Annotated in this window: 21 protein-coding genes; 13 read left to right on the forward strand and 8 right to left on the reverse strand. The window is 66.4% G+C overall.

What is annotated here, in order from left to right; genetic code table 11:
* Positions 1-11: 11 nt before the first annotated feature.
* From dnaK to AC6I6X_RS05650, 6 genes are all read left to right on the forward strand, one after another.
* Positions 12-1,949 (forward strand): molecular chaperone DnaK, encoded by a 1,938-nt coding sequence (gene dnaK, locus AC6I6X_RS05625; protein ID WP_497929649.1) that lies wholly within the window; start codon positions 12-14, stop codon positions 1,947-1,949.
* 281 nt (positions 1,950-2,230) lie between these two features.
* Positions 2,231-3,388 carry a molecular chaperone DnaJ gene (gene dnaJ / locus AC6I6X_RS05630; protein WP_497929513.1) on the forward strand — a complete coding sequence of 386 codons (1,158 nt, stop codon included), beginning with the start codon at positions 2,231-2,233 and terminating at the stop codon, positions 3,386-3,388.
* 152 nt (positions 3,389-3,540) lie between these two features.
* Positions 3,541-4,722: a sugar-transfer associated ATP-grasp domain-containing protein gene (locus AC6I6X_RS05635; protein WP_497929514.1), complete on the forward strand. Its 1,182-nt coding sequence runs from the start codon at positions 3,541-3,543 to the stop codon at positions 4,720-4,722.
* A gap of 81 nt (positions 4,723-4,803) precedes the next feature.
* Positions 4,804-5,535, forward strand: coding sequence for a hypothetical protein (locus AC6I6X_RS05640; RefSeq protein WP_497929515.1), 732 nt, complete (start codon positions 4,804-4,806; stop codon positions 5,533-5,535).
* Between the two features lie 77 nt (positions 5,536-5,612).
* The gene (locus AC6I6X_RS05645; RefSeq protein ID WP_497929516.1) at positions 5,613-6,170 is read left to right on the forward strand and encodes an NAD(P)/FAD-dependent oxidoreductase; all 558 of its coding nucleotides are present in this window, start codon (positions 5,613-5,615) and stop codon (positions 6,168-6,170) included.
* Between the two features lie 179 nt (positions 6,171-6,349).
* Positions 6,350-6,859 (forward strand): YciE/YciF ferroxidase family protein, encoded by a 510-nt coding sequence (locus AC6I6X_RS05650; RefSeq protein WP_497929517.1) that lies wholly within the window; start codon positions 6,350-6,352, stop codon positions 6,857-6,859.
* Positions 6,860-6,915: 56 nt separating this feature from the next.
* Here AC6I6X_RS05650 and AC6I6X_RS05655 read toward each other — a convergent pair whose 3' ends face one another.
* Positions 6,916-8,220: a S8 family peptidase gene (locus tag AC6I6X_RS05655; RefSeq protein WP_497929518.1), complete on the reverse strand. Its 1,305-nt coding sequence runs from the start codon at positions 8,218-8,220 to the stop codon at positions 6,916-6,918.
* Positions 8,221-8,409: 189 nt separating this feature from the next.
* Between AC6I6X_RS05655 and AC6I6X_RS05660 the strand changes: the two genes are divergently transcribed.
* From AC6I6X_RS05660 to AC6I6X_RS05670, 3 genes are all read left to right on the forward strand, one after another.
* A complete protein-coding gene (locus tag AC6I6X_RS05660) occupies positions 8,410-8,691 on the forward strand; it encodes a ubiquitin-like small modifier protein 1 (protein WP_497929519.1) in 282 nt (93 codons plus the stop codon).
* Between the two features lie 69 nt (positions 8,692-8,760).
* Positions 8,761-9,420 carry an HAD family hydrolase gene (locus AC6I6X_RS05665; RefSeq protein ID WP_497929520.1) on the forward strand — a complete coding sequence of 220 codons (660 nt, stop codon included), beginning with the start codon at positions 8,761-8,763 and terminating at the stop codon, positions 9,418-9,420.
* Positions 9,421-9,482: 62 nt separating this feature from the next.
* Positions 9,483-10,415: a DUF7983 family protein gene (locus tag AC6I6X_RS05670; RefSeq protein WP_497929521.1), complete on the forward strand. Its 933-nt coding sequence runs from the start codon at positions 9,483-9,485 to the stop codon at positions 10,413-10,415.
* 109 nt (positions 10,416-10,524) lie between these two features.
* On the opposite strand, the gene AC6I6X_RS05675 is transcribed toward AC6I6X_RS05670, so the two are convergent.
* Positions 10,525-12,189 (reverse strand): aldehyde ferredoxin oxidoreductase C-terminal domain-containing protein, encoded by a 1,665-nt coding sequence (locus tag AC6I6X_RS05675; protein WP_497929522.1) that lies wholly within the window; start codon positions 12,187-12,189, stop codon positions 10,525-10,527.
* 131 nt (positions 12,190-12,320) lie between these two features.
* A complete protein-coding gene (locus AC6I6X_RS05680; RefSeq protein ID WP_497929523.1) occupies positions 12,321-14,216 on the reverse strand; it encodes a S9 family peptidase in 1,896 nt (631 codons plus the stop codon).
* 151 nt (positions 14,217-14,367) lie between these two features.
* Here AC6I6X_RS05680 and AC6I6X_RS05685 point away from each other — a divergent pair, with 151 nt between their 5' ends.
* The gene (locus AC6I6X_RS05685; RefSeq protein WP_497929524.1) at positions 14,368-14,982 is read left to right on the forward strand and encodes a GNAT family N-acetyltransferase; all 615 of its coding nucleotides are present in this window, start codon (positions 14,368-14,370) and stop codon (positions 14,980-14,982) included.
* A gap of 43 nt (positions 14,983-15,025) precedes the next feature.
* Here the strand turns inward: AC6I6X_RS05685 and AC6I6X_RS05690 are convergent, their stop codons facing one another.
* Positions 15,026-15,265, reverse strand: a complete 240-nt coding sequence (locus AC6I6X_RS05690) for a DUF8142 family protein (protein WP_497929525.1) — start codon at positions 15,263-15,265, stop codon at positions 15,026-15,028.
* A gap of 171 nt (positions 15,266-15,436) precedes the next feature.
* On the opposite strand from AC6I6X_RS05690, the gene AC6I6X_RS05695 reads away from it, so the two are divergent.
* Entirely contained in the window at positions 15,437-17,119 is a 1,683-nt protein-coding gene (locus tag AC6I6X_RS05695; RefSeq protein WP_497929526.1) for an acyl-CoA mutase large subunit family protein, read from the forward strand.
* A 49-nt stretch (positions 17,120-17,168) separates the two neighbouring features.
* Here AC6I6X_RS05695 and AC6I6X_RS05700 read toward each other — a convergent pair whose 3' ends face one another.
* A complete protein-coding gene (locus tag AC6I6X_RS05700; RefSeq protein WP_497929527.1) occupies positions 17,169-17,615 on the reverse strand; it encodes an NUDIX hydrolase in 447 nt (148 codons plus the stop codon).
* Between the two features lie 64 nt (positions 17,616-17,679).
* Entirely contained in the window at positions 17,680-18,762 is a 1,083-nt protein-coding gene (locus AC6I6X_RS05705) for a Vms1/Ankzf1 family peptidyl-tRNA hydrolase (protein ID WP_497929528.1), read from the reverse strand.
* 229 nt (positions 18,763-18,991) lie between these two features.
* Between AC6I6X_RS05705 and AC6I6X_RS05710 the strand changes: the two genes are divergently transcribed.
* Both AC6I6X_RS05710 and mce read left to right on the forward strand, forming a co-directional pair.
* Positions 18,992-19,828 carry an aldo/keto reductase gene (locus AC6I6X_RS05710; protein WP_497929529.1) on the forward strand — a complete coding sequence of 279 codons (837 nt, stop codon included), beginning with the start codon at positions 18,992-18,994 and terminating at the stop codon, positions 19,826-19,828.
* Between the two features lie 78 nt (positions 19,829-19,906).
* A complete protein-coding gene (gene mce / locus AC6I6X_RS05715; protein ID WP_497929530.1) occupies positions 19,907-20,290 on the forward strand; it encodes a methylmalonyl-CoA epimerase in 384 nt (127 codons plus the stop codon).
* A gap of 29 nt (positions 20,291-20,319) precedes the next feature.
* On the opposite strand, the gene AC6I6X_RS05720 is transcribed toward mce, so the two are convergent.
* On the reverse strand, positions 20,320-20,703 hold the full coding sequence (locus AC6I6X_RS05720; RefSeq protein ID WP_497929531.1) for a hypothetical protein: 384 nt from the start codon (positions 20,701-20,703) through the stop codon (positions 20,320-20,322).
* Positions 20,704-20,869: 166 nt separating this feature from the next.
* A complete protein-coding gene (locus AC6I6X_RS05725; RefSeq protein ID WP_497929532.1) occupies positions 20,870-21,535 on the reverse strand; it encodes an FAD-dependent oxidoreductase in 666 nt (221 codons plus the stop codon).
* Between the last annotated feature and the right edge of the window lie 12 nt (positions 21,536-21,547).

Below are 21,547 nucleotides of genomic sequence, written 5' to 3' on the forward strand. Positions count from 1 at the left end.
GGAATTTCATGATGGCGAGCAACAAGATTCTCGGAGTCGACCTGGGCACGACGAACAGTGCGTTCGCGGTGATGGAGGGTGGAGACCCGGAAATCATCGTCAACGCGGAAGGTGAGCGGACGACACCCTCCGTCGTCGCCTTCACCGACGACGAGGAGCGCCTCGTCGGCAAACCGGCGAAGAACCAGGCGGTTCAGAACCCCGAGAAGACGATCCAGTCGATCAAGCGCCACATCGGCGAAGAGGACTACACCGTCGAGATCGAGGACGAGGAGTACACCCCCGAGCAGATCTCGGCGATGATCCTCCAGAAGATCAAGCGCGACGCCGAGGACTACCTCGGCGACGAGGTCGAGAAGGCCGTCATCACGGTCCCGGCGTACTTCTCGGACCGACAGCGCCAGGCGACCAAAGACGCCGGCGAGATCGCCGGCTTCGAGGTCGAACGCATCATCAACGAGCCGACGGCCGCTTCCATGGCCTACGGCCTCGACGACGACGAGGACCAGACGGTGCTCGTCTACGACCTCGGTGGCGGGACGTTCGACGTTTCGATCCTCGATCTGGGCGGCGGCGTCTACGAGGTCGTCGCGACCAACGGTGACAACGACCTCGGCGGCGACGATTGGGACCAGGCGATCATCGACTGGCTCGCGGACGGATTCGAAGCGGAACACGACATCGACCTGCGCGACGATCGGCAGGCGCTCCAGCGGCTGAAAGACGCCGCCGAGGAGGCCAAGATCGAACTCTCCTCGCGCAAGGAGACCGAGATCAACCTCCCGTTCATCACGGCGACCGACGACGGCCCGATCCACCTCGAAGAGAGCCTGACCCGGGCGAAGTTCGAGTCGCTCACGTCGGACCTGATCGATCGCACCGTCGAACCGACCGAGCAGGCCCTCGAGGACGCCGGCTACGAGAAGGACGACATCGACGAAGTCCTGCTCGTCGGTGGCTCGACTCGGATGCCCCAGGTCGCCGAGAAAGTCGAGGAACTCACGGGCAAAGAGCCCCAGAAGAACGTCAACCCCGACGAGGCGGTCGCGCTCGGTGCCGCGATCCAGGGCGGCGTCCTCGGCGGCGAGGTCGACGACATCGTCCTACTGGACGTCACCCCGCTCTCGCTCGGGATCGAGGTCAAGGGCGGCCTCTTCGAGCGACTCATCGAGAAGAACACGACGATTCCGACCGAGGAGTCGAAGATCTTCACCACCGCGGCGGACAACCAGACCTCGGTGCAGGTGCGGGTCTTCCAGGGTGAGCGCGAACTGGCCGAAAAGAACGAACTGCTCGGCGAGTTCCACCTGACCGGCATCCCGCCGGCCCCCGCCGGCACGCCCCAGATCGAGGTCACCTTCTCGATCGACGAGAACGGCATCGTCAACGTCTCTGCCGAGGACAAGGGCACCGGCGAGAGCGAGGAGATCACGATCGAAGGCGGCGCCGGGCTCTCGGACTCCGAGATCGAGCGCATGCAGCGCGAGGCCGAGAAACACGCCGAGGAGGACAAGCAAAAGCGCGAACGGATCGAGGCACGCAATACCGCCGAGGCGACGATCCAGCGCGCCGAGACGCTCTTAGAGGAGAACGAGCAGGTCGACGACGACCTCCGGGCCGACATCGAGGCCGCGATCGAGGACGTCGAGGAGACGATCGACGACTCCGACGCCGAGGCCGAGGACATCGAGGCCGCGACCGAGGATCTGAGCCAGGAACTCCAGGAGATCGGCAAGCAGGTCTACCAGCAGGCCGGCGCCGCCGACGCCGGTGCCGCGGGCGGCGCCGGAGGCGCTGCAGGCGGCGCTGCCGGTGCCGGCATGGGCGGCGGCCCGAACCCCGGCCCGGGCAGCGCGGCCGGTGGTGCCGCGGGCGGCGCTGCCGCCGACGAGGGTGAAGAGTTCGTCGACGCCGACTTCGAAGACGTCGAAGAAGACGACGACGAGTAACGCGAGGCGCCGTCTTCTTCCGTAGTTTCGAAAAATCACGGTGTTCGTTTTCGAATTTGACGACGAGGACGAGCGTAGCGAGTCTATCAAAGGAGTATACTGCGGCCAGCATCCGCGAGCAAAGCGAACGGTTGACCGCCGACGCAGACTTCGTCTGCGGAGGCGGCCTTTTTCATCGAAGTTTTTGTACGAGCGGTTCGCCGCAGGCGAACCCGACGTAGAAAACGTTCGTTGGCGAACGTTCGTTTCAAGTGGTTCTACCGAGTACCGTGGGGCAACGAATGAGCGAGGATTTCTACGACGTTCTCGGCGTGAGTCCCGACGCCTCGACCGAGGACATCAAACAGGCCTATCGGAAGAAGGCCACGGAGTACCATCCGGACGTCAGCGACGATCCGGACGCAGAAGAGAAGTTCAAGAAGATCCAGAAGGCGAAACAGGTGTTGACGGACGAGGAGAAACGCCAGGCCTACGATCGGATGGGACACGATCGGTACGAGCAGGCCGAAAAACACGGGTTCGACGCCAGCGAGGGCGGTGCCGGCGGCATGGGCGGCGACCCGTTCGGCGGCATGGGCGGTGGCGGCATGGGCGGCGGCCTCGGCGACATCTTCGAGCAGGTGTTCGGCGGTGGCGGCGGTCGCGGCCGTCGTCGACCCCGCAAGGGTCGCGACCTCCGGACCGAACTCGAGATCGACCTCGAAGAGGCCTACGAGGGCGTCGAGAAGCAGTTTACCGTCGAGCGGCCGGAGGCCTGCAACGTCTGCGACGGCGAGGGCCACCCGCCGGACGCGGACGCCCGGACCTGTCCCGAGTGCCAGGGTCGCGGGCAGGTGACCCAGGTCCAGCAGACGCCGCTCGGGCGCGTCCAGCAGACGACGACCTGTCCCCGCTGTGAGGGCGAGGGAACGCTTTACTCCGAGACCTGCGGCGAGTGCCGCGGCGAGGGCTACGTCCGCAACGAAGCTACGCTGACGGTCGAGGTGCCGGCGGGTATCCAGGACGGCCAGACGCTCCGGATGGAGCGCGAAGGTGCGCCGAGTCCCGAGGGCGGCCCGCACGGCGACCTCCTGATCGACGTGACGATCACCGAACACGAGGAGTTCGAGCGCGAGGGCGACGACCTCCGCTACCGCCTGCCGATCTCGTTCCCGCAGGCGACGTTCGGCGACACCGTCGAGGTGCCGACGGTGTCCGGGACCGTCGAGTTCGAAATTCCACAGGGCACCCAGAGCGGCGAAACCTTCCGCCTGGAGGGGAAGGGGATGCCCCGGCTTCGGGGTCGCGGACACGGGGACCTCTACGTCAAGGTGCAGGTCGTCACGCCGGAGTCGCTCAACGAGGACCAGCGGGAGGCCCTCGAGGCGTTCGCCGAGGCCGGCGGCGACGAGATCGAGGTGAACGAAGGCTTCTTCGAGAAGATCAAGCGCGCGTTCTGACTGCGGGTTTTCGAGCCCACTGGAGATTCCATACGCGACGAAAAACGGGTCCCGGGGGCGGCTGCAGCGATCGGCGACGGGACCGTTGTACGCTCGCGGACGATCGTTACATCGAGTATAAGTATCGGGCTCACGGCCGCCAGTCGTGATCGATGGACGTCAAACGAGCGTACCAGACGGTCGCGCAAGCACGAAAACTCGTTCGGACAGAGCGACGGTCCGGTTCGTCGTTCGACCTGTCGCTTCGCCAGCGGTGCTGGTGTTATCGCTGCGGCTTCCTGAGCAAGTCCCACGCGATCTGCGACTTCGAAGCTCACGATTCCGGGGCGTACCTCTCCGATTACCAGCGGTTTCTCGGAACGAAACGAATCAACGGTCACTGGAACGCCCTGATAGACAACAAACTCGCCTTTCACCGGGTTCTCGGCGAGTTCCCCGCACACAGACCGACCGTGTACGGGATGCTCGTCGACGGCCGGTTCCACGCGTTCGATCCCGACGGGGAGGCGCCCGGTGACGAGGGGACTGCCGACGGGGCGCCTGTCGAGGGGGCCGACGGCCACGGGCCAGTGTTGAACGACGGCGGGGTCGAACTCGAGCACCCGTCCCCGTCGTCGAAGCCGACTGCCGACCCTCTCGACTGGGTTGACGACCACCTCTCGAACGGGGACCGGCTCGTCCTGAAGTGGTTCAGCGGTGGCGGCGGGAACAACGTCCACTTCCTCGAGCGACGGGACGACGAATACTACTACGACGGCAGCCCGACGATCGAGGCCGACCTCGACGAAACGCTCGCCTCCCTCGAGGACTACCTCGTTTGCGAGTTCGTCGAGCAGGCCGACTACGCGAACGACCTGTTTCCCGGTACGACGAACACGATCCGCGTGCTCACGATGTTCGACGAACGCAACCAGGAGGCGTTCGTTCCGATCGCGATCCATCGGCTGGGAACGCGAGAGTCCGTCCCCGTGGACAACTTCTCGAACGGCGGACTGAGCGCCGAGATCGATCGCGAGACCGGTCGCCTCGGGAGAGCGGCCGCGTATCCGGACGACGGCACCGTCGAGTGGCACGAGACCCATCCCGACACAGGCACCCGAATCGAGGGGGCCGAAGTGCCCGGCTGGCCGGCCGTGCGCGATCGACTGCTCGAGATCGCGGAGACGCTCTCGCACGTGCCGTACGTCGGCTGGGATCTCGTCGTCACCGGCGAGGGAGAGTTCTCGATCATCGAAGCCAACAGCTACCCCGGCGTGGCGTCGCTGCAGGTTCATGGACCGTTGCTCGCCGAGGGACGAACCCGACGGTTCTACCGGAATCACGGGGTCATCTGAGAAGGGTGGCTGTGGGCGAGCACGGCCGCGAGGTGACGCCGAACACGGCGGACTTTTCATGCAGTGCCCGAAATATCGTGTATGGAAACCGTCGACGCCTTGCTCACGCGTGACCGGCGCGACGATCGGCCGGCGCTCGTCGACGCGACCGGGCGCGAGTTCGACGTCCACTGGCTGTGTACGACCGCCTGGAAGTCGGGCAACTTCCTGCGACACGCGGGGATTCGCGAGGGGGTCACCGTCGGCGTCGTCGGCGACGGTCCGCTCGCGCTCGAGGCGTTCTTCGGCACGACGCTGCTCGAGGGCCGAACGCAGTTCGAGCCCCCGACGGACCTCGCTGGCGCGGACGACGTCCGGGCGCTGGTCGCCCCGGTCGACGCGCTCGATCGGTACGAACTCCCGCGGGGTGCCCAGCGGGTCGGCTACGGCGACAAGCCCGACCAGCCCGACGTCCACCACTTCGACGCGGGCATCTGGAGCGAGAACCCGTCGTTCCCGCCGCTTTCCGTCGCTCCGGAGACCGACATCCTGACCGACGGAGACCGGACCTACACCCACGAGGACGTCCTCGCGACGGCGCGTGACGTGATCGACGAGCACGGCTTCGAATCCGGCGATCGCGTCGTCGTCCGGGCCCCGCTGTCGGATCCGCGGACGGTCGTCGCGGGCGTGATCGCGCCGTTGCTCGCCGAGGCCGTGATCGTTCTCACCGGCGACGAGGACGCGGCGACCGATCGGGGCGACTACGCCGTCTCGACCGACGAGGGGCCGGAGCCGCGGCGGGTCGATCCCGCATCGGTGACGCTCCCCTGAGCGGGCCCGTCTGGAGGAGGGCACTGTTCGAATAGCTGATAAAATCGTTTATTCCCCCGTTCGTGGTCACACCGGGTATGCCAGACGTTGCCATCGTCGGCGGCGGCCCCGCCGGGCTGAGTGCAGCCCTGTTCACCGCGAAGAACGGCCTCGAGACGATCGTCTTCGACACCGACGAGACGTGGATGCACAAGGCTCACCTGTTCAACTATCCGGGTATCAGGAGTATCGGCGGCGACGAGTTCATGACGCTCACTCGCGGCCAGGTCCGGGACCGCGGTGCCGACGTGCGCGTCGGCGAAGCGGTGACGGACGTCGAGCGGGCGGACGACGGGTTCCGGGTCGAGACCGACGACGACGCGTACGAGGCCGACTACGTCGTGCTCGCGACGGGTGCGGACCGATCGATCGCCGAGAACGTCGGCTGCGACTTCGACGACGAGGATACCGTCGACGTCACCCTGAGCATGGAGACCAGCATCGACGGCCTGTACGCGACGGGTGCGATGGTCAGGGCCGAGGAGTGGCAGGCCGTGATCGCCGCCGGCGACGGCGCTGCCGCGGCGCTTCACATTCTCAGTGCAGAGAAGGGAGAACACTACCACGACTTCGACGTTCCCGACGACGTCGCCTGATTCGAGTTCGAAGAGGCGATCGGCGGCGTCTCTCGGGGCGTCGGTACGGCCTCGATACAGCCGCCGTCCGTCTCGTTACACGTCTCGCACAGGCCCAGGATCGGCCCTCTTCGTCAGCGCCCGCCGACCCTGCGCACTCGGGCCTGGCGACTATTCGATCGAGTGACATCGTGTCTCACATGGCGATCGAGACCATCTATCAGTTGTTCGTGCACAAACTCGGCCAGCAGTACTACGTCGAACAGGAACTCGTCGACGCGCTCGACGAGATGGCGCTCAACGCGAGCAACGATCGGCTGAGCAGGGGCTTTGCCGACCACCGCGACGAGACCCGAACGCAGGTCGAACGCATCGAGGACGCCTTCGACGCGCTCGGGGAACCGCCGGAAGCCCGTGAGGATCCGGTGCTCGACGCCCTCGATAGCGAGCGGCGGTCGCTCGAGGACGAGATCAGCGACGGCGACCTGCTCGATATGGTTTACCTCAATGCGGGGATGATGACCGAACGGGTCGAAATGACGGCCTACGAGGGGCTGTCGATGCTGGCGACCGAACTCGAACTCGGCGACGACGTGCAGGCGCCGCTCGAATCGAACTACGACGAGGAGCAGTCGGCCTACCGGGAACTCGACACGCTCTCGACGGCTTCCGAGATGAAGTCGCTGTGGGATCGGTTGACGCCGTCCTGAGACGTCCGAGAAACGTTCGACGCGACGGTGCGATCGGTTCTCGATCGTCCGAGTCGCTATTCGACGTCCAGTGCGTCTTTCGCGTTGAGACGGCCGGCACCCAAGTCGGGATCGCTGTCGCCGCTTACGAGATCGGCACCCCGTTTGATGTACTTCTCGACCTGGTTTGCGTTCGTCTCCGGATACAGTTCGCGGACGAGACCCACGGTTCCGGTGACCTGTGGGGCGGCCATCGACGTCCCGGCCAACCAGTCGTATCCGTCTCCGGGGACCGTCGAGAGCACGAGGTTCGTCGGATAGGGCCACTCCACTTCGTTCTCGTCCTCAGAGAGGGTCTTTTCGAGCGTCTCGTACCCGCCGCCGGGGGCACCCACGTCGATCTCGTTGGTGCCGTAGTTGGAGTAGAACGTCCGCTCGTCGTTCGGACCGGTCGCGCTGATGCTCGTCACGCCCGAGAGGCTATTCGGGAGCGTGAAGAAGCCGCCCTGCTGGAGGTTCGCGTCGCTGTTGCCGGCGCTGCCGACGAGCAGGGTACCCCGCGAGGTGACAGCCTGCGCGACGGGTTCCATCACGCGCCGGTACTGCTCGGCGTTGCCCTGCGGCGGGATCGGCGGCGTTCCGATGCTCATGTTCGCCGCGTCCGCGCCGACGTCGGCGGCGTACTCCATCGCGAGGAGGATATCGGTAAAGGTGGCGCCGCCTTCTTCTTCGAACACGCGCACGGAGACGAGTTCGGCGTCCGGTGCCGTGCCGATTACGCCGACCGCACCGGTCGCCGCCGTGATTCCGGCGACGTGGGTCCCGTGGTAGCCCGCGTCCCCGGTGTGGTCGCCGATCTCGCCCCCGATGATGGAGACGCTCGCGTCGGTGTTCACGTTCCCGAGGTCCTGGTGGGTGTGGTCGATACCGGTGTCGATGATCGCCAGCCGGCGGCCGTCTCCGCTCGCCCACTCCTGGGCCTCGTCGGCAGCCGTGACGCGTTTGTCCCACTGCTGGTCGAACAGCGCCGGCCAGTCGTCCTCGTCCGTGTCGTCGTCACCCCCGTCGACGTCGGCCGACGCGGACAGTTCCGGTTCCTCGAGCTCGAACGCGAAGTCCGGAACTGCAGTCGAAACGTCGTCGATCCCTTCGAGGTCGTCGCTGGCCTCCGGTTCACCGTCGACGACGAGCACCGTCCCGTCGGCGAGGCTGTGTTCGACGGAATACCCGCGACGGCGAACCTGCCGCGCGATACCGGTACTTCCCCGGACGAGATACCGCTGCTCGCCGTCCGCGGATACGAGGCCCGCAAACGTGAGCGTGAGTCCGCCTGCACCGATCGCTTTCAGTACCGTCCGTCGAGTCCGCGTGTTGTTCAGCATGAATTACACGCCGAGTGATGTTATAGGAGGTAATAACTGTTTTTGTGATTTGTACCGGATATGCGAGAAAAAGACGGACACCGATCCGCGCGATTCGTGAACGGAACAACAGTCTGCGTTGGGTTCGAGTACCCGGATGAGTGTGAGTAAACCGTCGGTTACAAGACGTATTGCGCGCTATTTCGACGTGTGCAAGTCGAATGTGTCTTTTTCGGTCCGTTCCGCGAGGCCGTCGGTGAGAAGACGGTCCAGTTCGAGACGGAGGCCGAGACCGTCGGCGACCTGCTGTCCGATCTCGAGACGGCGTACCCGTCGCTCGCCGGGCGACTCGTCGCACCCGACGGCGAAGGACTGGTCGGCGAGACCGTCGTGACCAGGGACAAGAAGAACGTCACCCACCTGGACGGACTCGAGACGCCCATCGAGAGCGAGTCCGTCATTCGGCTGGTTCCGTCGGTGTACGGCGGTTAGCCGGCCACCGTAGCCGCCGAGAGCAAATCGCCTATTGTTAAGACTGTTGGCCGACGAGGACGAGCCACCATGCAGTACGACGCGGTCCTGTTCGACTTCGATGGGGTCGTCGTCGAGACCCCCTCGCGAGAGCGACTCTCCGACGCGGTCGGACGCACCTACGACGCACTCGGCGCGTCGGGGCCGTCGCGCGAGACCCTGCTGGCGCTCGTCGCCGGCGACTTCGACTCGCTCACCGAACGGTGTCGCAGCCTCGGGATCGACACCGACGCGTTCTGTTCGCGGGCCGCGCGGGAACTCGTCCGAACGCAGCGGGAGGCGATCGAGCGCGGCCTGCGATCGGTGTACGACGACGTCGCGGCCGTGCGATCGCTCGACCACCCGCTCGGGATCGTCAGCGACAACCACCCCAGCGTCGTCTCGACGGTCCTCGATCGGTTCGGGCTCCGATCGCTGTTCGAGACCGTCTACGGCTGTCCCCTGACGCCGGACGGCCTCGCTCGCCGCAAACCCGATCCCCGGAACATCCACGCCGCGATGGACTCGCTGGAGGCCGACGACGCACTGTACGTCGGCGATCGAGCGGTCGACGTGCGGGCGGCCCACAACGCGGGGATCGATTCGGCACTGCTCGTACGAGCGGAGGAGACCGCCCCGGACGGCACGGAGGCGACGTATCGACTGGACTCGCTCGCCGAGTTGCCGCCGATCGTCGCGGCGGGCGAGTAGCGTCACGTCGGCGTGGCAGGTTCGGGGGACCGCTTTTTGACGGCGCTCGGCGAACGACCGGTATGGACGAGACGCGCTGGACCGATCTGCGATCGGCCGTCGAGGATCTCGATACGGAGGCGGAACTGGTCACGCCGATCTCCGAACGCCGGTTCGAGGTCGACGCGGTCGACGCGGACCGGATGACCGTTCGATTCACCGACAGCGGCGAACGACAGCCCCTCTGGCGGGAGCAGTTCGGCGTCCTGGTCGATCGCCTCCCCGACGAGGCGATTCCCGTGGCCGACCTGCCGCCGCGGGTCGAGCCGTACGCGGCCGTCCTGACGCTGTCGGCGGCGTACACCGTCGCGGACGACGCGATCGTCCGCGATCCGGAGCGGGCCGTCGCCGGCGAGAGCCCGTACCTGCTCTCGGCGATCGAGGCGCGAACTGCGCCCGAGCGGGTCCACGACGACGCGCTGTTGCTGGCCGACTTCGTCGACCGTCTCGAGGGTGACGTGGAGAAGCCGGAGACGCTCGATACCGACTCCCTGACCGACCTCTACGTGTTGCTCTCGGACGTCCAGCGCGGCGCGGACCGGGTGCGATCGACGGCGCGCGACGCCTTGCTCGATCGACTCGGGCCGGACCAGCGACTCGCGGGCCGGTTCGGTGCCGTTCGGCGGACCACCCGCGAACGCCGCCGCCCGAAGGACGAGGAGACCGTCCTCGACGCGCTCGACGAGCACGGCATTCCCCGCGAGTGGGTCCTCGGGATCGATCGCGACAAACTGGACGTCGTCCTGACCGTCACCGACCTCTCGACCGCCGACGTCTACGACGTTACGGAGGACGTCTACGTCCAGAAAGTCGAGAGCGACGAGACCGAGAAAGGGACCCGACTCGAGGGGCTCGCGACGCGGATCGACGACCTCCAGGACGAGGCGAGCGACGAACTGTACGCGGAACTGTCGGCGATCGAAGATCGGCTCGAGGAGGCGCTCTCTGCGGGCTAGCGTGCCGGACCGGCCGATTCGATCGCGTCATACGGATTGCTGCAACTATCTACCGCCGATCACCAGAACGGGGTCGGTGATCGGCGGTAATCGACTACAGCAGTCCGTATCAGTCGGCCGTCGGCACGGCCACGTCGACCGTTTCGTCGGGCACGATCCCGTCGTCCCAGCCCCGGGCGTCGTAGTACTCCTTGATCGCGTCCTCGAGGTCCGGAATCCCGTAGGGGAGTCGATCGTCGGCGCGATCGAAGCCGCGCTGGTTGTTGAAGTGGCGCTCGAGGCGGACGGTCGCCGCGCCGACAGCCATGAGGTCGTCGTAGTCGGCGTCGAAGAGCGTCTCGAGGCGCTCGTCGGTGACGTAGTCGCTCCCGAACGCGCAGACGATGCCGGTGTCCCGGAACGCCGACGCGTTCTCCTCCGCGACGAGGGTCTCGGCCTTCCCGAGGGTGCCCTCCGGATCGAGTTCGCCGCTGTACTCGAGGCTCAACATCCCGGCGTACATGTGATCTCCGCCGCGGTTCGCCACCGCGTAGGACAGCCCCTGGCCGTGGAGCACGCGGCCGTCGTGGGCCGCGAACTCCATCCCCTTGACGGTGTAGTTGTCGACGCCGAGGTCCTCGTGACACCGATCGACGCCCTCCGCGAGGGTGTCGCCGATCCCCTCTCGATAGGCGATCTTCTCGGTCACCTCCTGGGCGAGGGCCGCGTTGCCGAACTCGTCCTCGCTGTCGAGGTAGGCCGCGACGGTGACGCCGGCCGAGATGGTGTCCATCCCGAGCGTGTCACAGAGTTCGTTCCCTCTCATCACGTCGACGATGTCCCCCACACCCTGGCAGGAGCCGAACGAATAGACGGTCTCGAACTCGGGCCCTTCGGTCTCGACTCCGGTCTCCTCGTCCCGCGTCGGCAGTTTGCAGGCGTACGCGCAGGCCGAGCACGCCCCTTTCTTGTACTTCTTCTCCTCGACGGCGTCGCCGCCGATGTCCGCGACGTGCTCGAACTCGTACTCCCGGAAGTAGCGGGTGGGCAACGAGAAGTTGTCGTTGATGAACTCCGTGCCGCCCGTCGTCCCCTGCCGGCGCATCAGGTCGTCCGACTGGGCCGCTTCCCGGTGGATGTCCGACTCTGGCGGGTCCGGAATCTCGACCGGCGGTGCCGCGTCGCCCTCGAACGTGACGCACTTGACGTTCTTCGCGCCCAGCACCGCTCCCAGGCCGCCGCGGCCGAACGCGCGCGAGTCGAACGTCATCACCGAGGCGAAGCGGACGCGGTTCTCCCCCGCGGGCCCGATCGCGATGCAGTGTTCGGGTCCGAGGCCGTGCCGGTCGGCCATATAGTCGGACGTCTCGGGCACCGTCGCCCCCTCGAGTTCCGGCACGTCCTCGAAGCTCACGCCGTCGTCGCGAACGTGCACCGCGAGCAACTCGTCGCTCTCGCCGACCAGTTCGAGGACGCTGATCCCGGTGCCGACGAAGTTTCGCGAGAGGTAGCCCCCGGCGTTGGTCGAGACGAGGCCGTCGGTCAGCGGCGACAGCCCCGTCATGTTCATCCGGCCCGTGAAGGACATCTGCGATTGCTGGAGCGGCCCCGTCGACAGGTACGCGCGATTGTCTGGGCCGAACGGGTCGGCGTCGAACGGGATCCGCTCGTGTGCGAGCGCCGTCGCGGCCGCTCGCCCGCCCACGTACGTTTCGAGCAACTCGTCGATCGTCGTCTCGGTCGCCGTCCGCTCACCGACGTCGACGGTGAGCAGTGGTCCCTTCGCGTGACGCATTTCGTCCCACAGATGGGTCTCCCGTCTCTTAGCTCTGTGCGTCGGCGACGGTGGATCGTCCCGGACTCGTCCCACGGGACGCTCGCGGTCCGTCGAACGCGTGAACGGGACGGCCCCGACCGCGCTCGCGCTTACTCGCCCTCAGGACGGGCCGGCACGCGTCGATCGAGGAAGTCCTCGAGTTGCCGGAACATGCGGAGCTTCTGGTCCTGGTCGGTGGAGGCGTGGCCTTCCTCGCCGAGTTCCTGGTACTCGAAGTCGCCGTTCACGCCCGCCTCGTAGCCCGCGTCCTCGAGCGCGTCGCGAAAGAGTCGGGCCTGCGAGACCGGGACGCGGCGATCGGTGACGCCGTGAACGATCAGTAGCGGGGCCGAGAGGTTCTCGACGTGCGTGATCGGCGATCGGTCCGCGTAGAGATCGGGGTTCTCGTCGGGCGTCCCGAGGTACTTTTCCATGAGTTCGGTGCGGAAGTGCGGCATCGTGTTCTCGTACATGTCCTCGAGGTCGGTGACGCCGATCCAGGCGATGCCCGCGTCGTAGAGGTCCGGGTACTGCACGAGTTGCCAGTACGCCGAGTAGCCGCCGTAGGACCCGCCGAAGACGACCACGCGATCGTCGTCGAGCCAGTCGCGGGTCTCGAGGACGTGTTCGACGGCGGTCGCCACGTCGCCCTGTTCCGCACCGCCCCAGTCGTCGATCAGTCGTTCGACGAACTCGCGGCCGCGCCCCGTCGAACCGCGGTAGTTGACCTGCAGGACCGAGAAGCCCTGCGAGACGAGGACCTGCGTGTAGAGGTCGAACGACTTGTCGTCGCGAGCGCGGGGGCCGCCGTGGGGATTCACGACGAGCGGCGAGGGTCGCTCGCCCGAGTCGTACAGGAGCGCGCCGATCTCGAGTTCGTCCGCCGGGTCGTGGTCGACGGCCCTGGCCGGCGTCTCCGGGACGCCGTCGGACCGGAACCGGACGTACTCCGCGTCGGCGAAGTCCGCGGGTTCGAACGGGCCGTACTCCGCTTCGAGCAGCGTCTCGTACTCGTCCGTCTCGAGGTCGTAGAGGAGCAGTTCCGGTCGCCGCGTCGGCGTCGTGTGCTGCAGGAGCAGCCGATCGCCGGCGACGGCGTACTCGGACGGCCCCATCGGCGGAAACGACGTGACCCCTTCGGGGAGGTCCAGTTCGCGTTCCTCGCCGGTCGCCACGTCGTAGACGATCGGCACTGCGAGGGGGCCGCGGGTTCGGACCGCGAGAATCTCCTCGCCGCCCGAGAGAAACGAAACCGGCCGTTCCTCGTACTCGTCCCCGCCGTACCAGGTAATCGCCCCGGAATCCTCGGCTGCGGTGTCGTACACGCCGACTCGCCCGAGGTCCTCGGTGTTGTCCGCGACCAGCAATCGCGAGCCCTCGGAACCCCAGTCGACGGGGACTGCCTCGGCCCCGACCGCACCGATCTCGAGGTTCCGGGGGTCGGAACCGTCCGCGTTCGCGACGTAGACGTCGCGGTTGTCGAAGTCGTCGGTCTCGTTGGTGGCGTAGGCGATCCGATCGCCAGTCGGTGCCCCGATCGCCCCCCAGACGGCCCGATCGTAGTCGGTGAGTTTCGTCGTGTCGCCGCCGAAGGCGTGACGGTAGACGTTCATTTGGCCGTCGCGGGTCGAACCGAACAGGAGCGACTCGCCGTCGGGAGCGACGTCGTACACGACGTTCTGGCCGTCCATCTCGACGATCGGTTCGGCCGCACCGTCGCGGGAGAGCGCGTAGATGTCGTTCTGTTCGTCGCCGGCCTCGTCGCGGTGGAAGAACACGCGGTCCCCGTCGTGGTCCCACTGGACGAACCAGCGGGCGTTTCGCGGCACCTCGCCGTCGGACCACTGCGTCCGCTCGCCGGTCTCGACGTCTATCACGTGCAGTTCGTTGCGCCCGGTGACGTCGTAGTAGCAGGCGACTTCCTCGCCGGCCGGCGAGACGGTCGGGTGTGCGATCGTCGGGAGATTCGCCAGCGCCTCGAGCGGATCGTTGACCGATCTGGGCATAACGGCCACTCTGGCCATACACATGTAAACTTTTCTACCACAGAGTCGCAATCGGCGACGATTCCTGTCCCGGGGACTTTCCGCCCGATCGAAATAGCTCGATCGGTGGACCCCACAAATGCTTTTGGCCACACGTCCCCTACATCGAATCATGTACGTGCGGGACGCGAAAAACAGAGAAGAAGTGTGGCTTCTCGATCACATCGAGTCGATGGGGCTCGACGACACGGCGTTCCGCTCGCGAGACTACGTCATCGCCGTCGACGAAACCTCCGGCGAGAAGGCCGGGTTCGGCCGCATCCGCATCCACAAACTCGACGACTCGTCGGCGGAGCGCGATCGAGAGGACCGTCAAGACGCGGTCTGTGAACTGACCAGCATCGGCGTCCTCGAAGGCTGGCGAAACCAGGGCGTCGGCGCCCACGTCGTCGAACGTCTCCTCGAGTACGCGGGTGACGAGGGGTTCGAGCGGGTCTACGCGCTGACCGGCGAGAGCGCCTACCTCGCGCAGTTCGGTTTCCGGCGGATCGAGGAGTCGCAGTTGCCCGCCCCGCTCCGGGATCGCCTGTCGGCAAAACGCGATCGGACGGATCCCGAGGCGGTCCCGCTCGCGATCGAGATCGATCGGTTCCGGATGCCCGATCGACTGCGGGAGGCGTTCAAACGCGCCCCCGAGCAACGCGAGGAGGGATCGGACGAGGAGACCGCCGAAGACTTCGGGATCGATCCGGAGAGCGCGACGTACAAGTACGATACGGGTCGATAACTGACGAGACGGCCCCGGCACGGACGACGATCGGACCCCGGTATCAGGTGTTCGGCCCGGGTGGTCCCTCGTGGAAGCCGTGCCGAACGGCGACCCAGCCGATCGCCGTGATAGCCAGGATCGGGGGCAGGATCATGAACGCCCAGAGGGGATCGAGCCCCCACCACAGGAGCACCAGGACGTTCGCCAGTCCGAGCGCCAGGAACGGGGCGACGGAGGCGGCGGCCCGACGGCGGCTTCCCCCTCGCTCGCCGTCGCCGGGCCGCGGCACGGACGACTCCATGGGCGACCATCGACGGGTCGGGACAAAAACGCCAGTATCGATCGCGGTGAGTGTCCGGTGTGAGCGGAGTTCGGCCGCAGACGACGGTCGCCGATCGACGACGGACAACGGTGGGACCGACCCACACGAGTTCATGAAGCTTGAAGCCCCACCCGAACCACGTTATTCATAATGTTCGATTCCGACGAACTCGAGGAGATCCGTGCCAGCAAGGAGGAATGGCACGAGGAGGAGGTCAAGCCGGTGCTCGATCGGTTCGGCGAGCGCAAGGAGACGTTCACCACGGACACGGGGGGACAGGAGGTCGATCGGCTCTACACGCCGGCCGATATCGCCGACATCGACTACCGGCTGGACCTGGGTAATCCGGGCGAACCGCCGTACACGCGCGGGGTCTACTCGACCGGCTACCGCGGACGGCTCTGGACGATGCGACAGTACGCCGGGTTCTCGACCCCCGAGGACACCAACGAGCGCTACCACTACCTGCTCGACCAAGGCCAGACCGGGCTCTCGATGGCGTTCGACCTGCCGACCCAGATGGGGTACGACTCGGACGACGAGATGGCCGCCGGCGAGATCGGAAAGGCCGGCGTGGCGATCGACTCGCTCTCCGACATGGAGATCGTCTTCGACGGCATCCCGCTGGACGAGGTCTCGACCTCGATGACGATCAACGCACCCGCCTCCGTTCTGCTGGCGATGTACATCGCGGTGGGCGACCAGCAGGGCGTCGATCGCGAGGAACTTCGCGGCACGATCCAGAACGACCTCCTGAAGGAGTACATCGCTCGCAACACCTACATCTACCCGCCCGGGCCGTCGATGCGGATCATCACGGATATCTTCGAGTTCTGCGCCGAGGAGACGCCGAAGTTCAACACGATCTCGATCTCCGGCTACCACATCCGCGAGGCCGGGTCGACGGCCGCCCAGGAACTCGCGTTCACGCTCGGCAACGGCATCGAGTACGTCCAGGCGGCGATCGACGCCGGCCTCGACGTCGACGAGTTCGCGCCGCAGCTCTCCTTCTTCTTCAACGGCCACAACAACATCTTCGAGGAGGTCGCCAAGTTCCGCGCGGCCCGGCGGATGTGGCACGACATCATGGAGGAGCGCTTCGACGCCCAGAACCCGAAGTCGAAGCAACTCAAGTTCCACACCCAGACCGCGGGCTCGATGCTCACCGCCCAGCAGATCGAGAACAACGTCGTCCGCGTCGCCTACCAGGCGCTGGCGGCGGTGCTTGGCGGCACCCAGAGCCTCCACACCAACGGCAAGGACGAGGCCCTCGCCCTCCCGACCGAGGAGTCAGTCCGAACCGCGCTCCGCACCCAGCAGATTCTGGCTCACGAGTCCGGCGCGGCCGACACGATCGATCCCCTCGCCGGCAGTTACTACGTCGAGTCGCTCACCGACGAGGTCGAGGCCGAGGCCTACGACATTCTCGACGAGGTCGAGGAGCGCGGCGGGATGCTCGACGCCGTCGAACAGCAGTGGGTCCAGCGCCAGATCCAGGACACCGCCTTCGATCGCCAGCGAGAGATCGAGGCGAAAGAACGCATCATCGTCGGCGTCAACGAGTTCGAGGTCGACGAGGATCCCGAGATGGACGTCGAAGAAGTGACCGAGGAGGACCAACAGCGCCAGATCGACAGCCTCGAGTCGACCCGCGAGAGCCGGGACGACGAGGCCGTCGACGCGTCACTCGAGGCCCTGCGCGAGGCCGCACGGGGCGAGGAGAACCTGATGCCGTACATCATCGACGCGGTGAAGGTCTACGCCACCGTCGGCGAGATCTGTAACGTCCTGCGCGACGAGTTCGGGGAGTACCAGCCCGGCAGCGCAGTGTAGGCCGTCCGGTCCCGTCGGGGACGCTCTCGGCCGATCGATCACGAATCGCTCACGCGGGTGACGTCGATCGTTCGACGAGATGGAGATAGTCGTCGAGCGCCAGCGCGAACTCGTGGCTCGACCGCAGATCGATCCACGAGTACTCGAAGGTCGATCCTCGTTCCTCGCCGTCGCCGGTGACGAGATGGGTCCAGCCGTCCCGGTCGTCGTCCACCCTCGCGTGAAAGAAGTGCCGGTTGTATCTCTTCGGCGGCCGGTGCCGGCGCGTCCAGACGTCGCTCATCACGTGGCGAATCGATCGAAGCGTGCTGAGTCCGCTCTCCTCCTCGACCTCACGTTCCAGTGCCGCCCGCGGGACCTCGCCGGTCTCGATCGTCCCCTTCGGAACCTGCAGATCGTCGTGTCCGGGGCCGTCGAACACGAGCAACTCGCCCCGGCCACGGGTGATGTACGCACAGACTTTGTCGACGTACGTGACGTCGGATTCGCTTCTCATACTCACTAGCCGTCGTTCGGTTGGAAAACACTTGGCCCAAATCGGGAGGGGGAACCGATCGTCCTCACTCGATCGGGAACCGCAACAGTGCCCCGATCCCGTCGAACGCGTCTGTGAACCGGTCGCCGTCGGCGAAGTCGTCCGGAACGACCACCGTTTCGCCGCCCTGTTCGTCGGCGCGGTCGCCGAGTTCGCGAAGCAACTGCCCGTCCAGCGTGGTCGAGAGCAGGAGCGTCTCGACGGCGTCGTACTCGAGCGCGTCCTCGACCGCCTCGCGGCCGTAGGCGATCGGTTCCTCGGCGTCGCGAATCCCCGCGAAGAACCGATCGAGGTGCTCGCGCGGTTCGTCGCGTTCCCGATCGTCGAGGCGTTCTCGGCCCTTTTCGGCGAGTTCTCGCAGCCCCTGTTCGGTCGCGTACTCGATCGCGAATTCGGCGTCGACGAGTCGGTCTGCAAGACGATGATCGAGATCGGCTTCGTCGCGGAACGTCTGGATCGTGCCGGTGGTCCCGCCGAGCAGGACGCTGTCGACGGGATCGTCGCCGAGGAACGACTGCGCGGCGCGCTCGGCGACGGTGTCGAAGAAGTCGCGTTTCTGCCGTTCGCGATCGCGTTCGAACCGCTCGGCCGACTGGCCGCCCGCGCTCGATTTGCCGGGGACGTCGCTGTCGAAAGTGTCGATCACCTCGACGCCCTCGTCGTCCAGTCGACCGAGCGCCGCGCCGCCGCGCTCGACGACGAGCAGGCCGTGCGTCGAGGACGGCTCCGTCACCTCGGCCAGCGGGTCGAAGTCGAACTCGTTGGCGTGTTCGTAAGTTTCGGTGGCGATCGGTTCCGGGGGATCGTCGAAGACGGCCGTGACGAGGTCGTCGTCGTGGACGCCGGCGTAGATCGCGAGCCCGTTCTCGGGGAGTTCGTCGTACTCGTCGAGTTCGCTCCGGACGGTCTCGAGGGCGTCGACGAGCGGTCTGGGGACGGATCGTTCGTCAAGGTGGGTCGCCTCGGCGTAGTCGGTTTCGACCGGCCGGCGCGCCTCGCCGATCGACGCCTCGGGCGTGACGGCCCTGCTGACGAGGACGTCGCGGTCCGCCGTGACGTCGGCCAGTCGATCGATTCGATCGTGGAGTTCGTAGTCGTCGGTTGCCATTGTCTGAGAGATGCGCCGCGGGAATCGGGAACCCGCAAGAATGACGGTCAGAGGGGCCGAATCCCGCCAGTTCGATCGGACGGTGTGACTCGATCGTAGCGGCGTCGCGGTGGTGAGTCCCCTGTCGGCGCGAGCAGGGCAGCCGGCGACCGGACCGTCGGGACCGGATTCGGATCCGGCCTCAGAATGCGGGCCCGGTGTTGAATATCGCCTTCCACGAATGGTCGGTATGGAGTCCGATCGCGACGTCTCGACAGCCACGATCGACGCGGGAGGCGCGACGGTTCCGGCGCTCGGCTTCGGGACCGCACGGATGACCGGCGAGGAGTGCCAGCGAGCCGTCGAAATCGCGCTCGAGGTCGGCTATCGCCACGTCGACACCGCCCAGATGTACGACAACGAGGAAGCCGTTGGTCGCGCGGTCGCGGCGAGCGACATCGATTGGGACGACGTCTTCGTCACGACGAAGGTGGACACCGGCAACCTCGCGTTCGAGGACGTCCACCGGTCGACGCGGGCGAGCCGCGATCGGCTCGGATTCGAGACGATCGATCTCCTCCTGATTCACGCGCCGCGATCGCACGTGCCCCTGGGAGAGACGCTTCAGGCGATGAACGAACTCCAGGACGAGGGCGTCGTCGACCACATCGGAGTGAGCAACTTTTCCGTGGACCAACTCGAGGAGGCCCGACGGCTCTCGGAGACGCCGATCGTCACGAACCAGGTGAAGTACCACCCCTACCACCACCAGGACGACCTGCTCGAGTACTGCGTCGACCACGAGATCTGCCTGACGGCCTACAGCCCGCTCGCCCAGGGCGCGGTGCCGGGCGACGATCGGCTCGCGACGATCGGCGAGTCGTACGGCAAGTCCGCCGCGCAGGTCGCGTTGCGGTGGCTCGTCCAGCAGCCGTTCGTCGCGCCGATTCCGAAAGCCGCGAGCCGCGAGCACATCGCGGCGAACGCCGACGTCTTCGACTTCGAACTGACCGACGAGGAGATGCGGACCGTCGCGGAGATGGGCGGCGTCTGGGATCGGCTGGCCGCCGCGATCGGCCTGCGCTGAGCGCGCCTTCGACGCCGGATCCGTGTATCGCACGAAAAATCACAACAGTAACACGCGCCCCGCGTCGAGTACGACACGATGCGCTTCGATCACGCCGGTATCGCGACCGACGACGCACAGGCACTCGCCGGACTGTACGCCGACCTCTTCGGCCTCGAGGTCGCCTACGAGGAGGAGTTCGACGGCATGCGCGTCGTCTTCCTCGACTGCGACGACGGCTACCTCGAACTGCTCGAACCGATCGAGGACGGCACCATCTCGAGCTATCTCGAGACCAACGGCCCGGGGATTCACCACCTGGCGCTCGCGACGGACGACGTCGCGGGCGCGCTCGAGACCGCGCGCAAGCACGGCGTGCGACTGATCGACGAGGAACCCCGCCCCGGCGCGTGGGGCCACGAGGTCGCGTTCCTGCATCCCAAGGACACGGGCGGGATCCTGATCGAATTCGTCGAACACTGACTGCCGAGTCTCCGACTCGAGTCGACGGCTCAGCCCTCGTCGTCGCCCTCCCGTTCGACGTCGATCCGGTGCGGTTCGACGGGTTCGCGCTCGTCACTTCCGCCACCGACCGGAATCTTCGTCCCGAGTTCGCTGGCGAACGACTGGACCCGATCGATCAGCGTCTCGACTTCCTCTTCGAACTGTTCGACGGATCGTTCGACGTAGTGGACTCGCCGCGAGGGGATCCGTCGGACGATGTCGTGACCTTCCTCGTCCTCGTCGGTCTTGATGATCCAGTGGTCCTGGAAGTAGGCGATGTGTTCGTTCGGGACCGTCTTCCGGACGGTCCCCTCGTCCGGTTCCTCGTAGACGATCGTCGCTTCGCCCAGATCGCGCTGGATTTCGAGGTCGTCGTCGACGACGTCAGTCATGACTGGACCCACCACGCGAGGGGGCGTAGAGACTGTGCTTGCGACGGAACAGTGACACGTCTTGCGACAGGACAGTGACCGTGCGACAGGACAGTGACCGCGCCACAAGCCAGTGCCTGACGGCCGCCGCTCTCAGGCTGTATCGCGACGAGGGCGGTTTCGGAGCCTAGCCGAAGTTCTCGATCAGCGCGTCGTCCGAATCGCCGCCCGCATCGTCGATCGCGTCCGCGACGGCCTTGACGAAGTCCTCGAAGCCGAAGGCGTAGACCTGGCCCTCCTCGTGATACGTTGCGATCGCGTCCGCGAGTTCGTCGGCGGCGTCCTCGTCGACGAATCGGACGTCGACGCCCTCCGCTTCGATCGCCTCGAGTCGATCGACGTGGGCGGGTTCGTCGTCCTGATAGATGACGGCCGCGTCGTGGCCCGACTCGTGGGCCGCTTCGGCGATCGCGACCGCGGGACCCACGCCCGGGCCGCCCGCGATCGCGACGACGTCGCAGTCGCGCTCGTAGGTGATCGTCCCGAACGGGCCCTCGATGTGCACGGTTTCGCCGCCGTCCAGATCGGCGAGCCACGGTGAAAGATCGCCCTCCGGATCGATCCCGACGGTGATCTCGAACGTGTCCCCGACAGACGGCGACGAGAGCGTGTAGTGGCGCATGACGACGTCGTCCTCGTCGACGTCCTGCTGGTCGTGGCTCCCGGGGACCGCACGGAGCAACACGAACTGCCCGGGCACGGCGTCGAACTCGGCGGGCGTCTCGAGTTCGAGTGCGACGGTATCCGGGCCGACCTCGCGGACCGATTCGACGGAAACTGGCGTCCCCTTCATGTCGAACCAGTT

This window comes from Halosolutus sp. YCN4 (assembly GCF_059736495.1).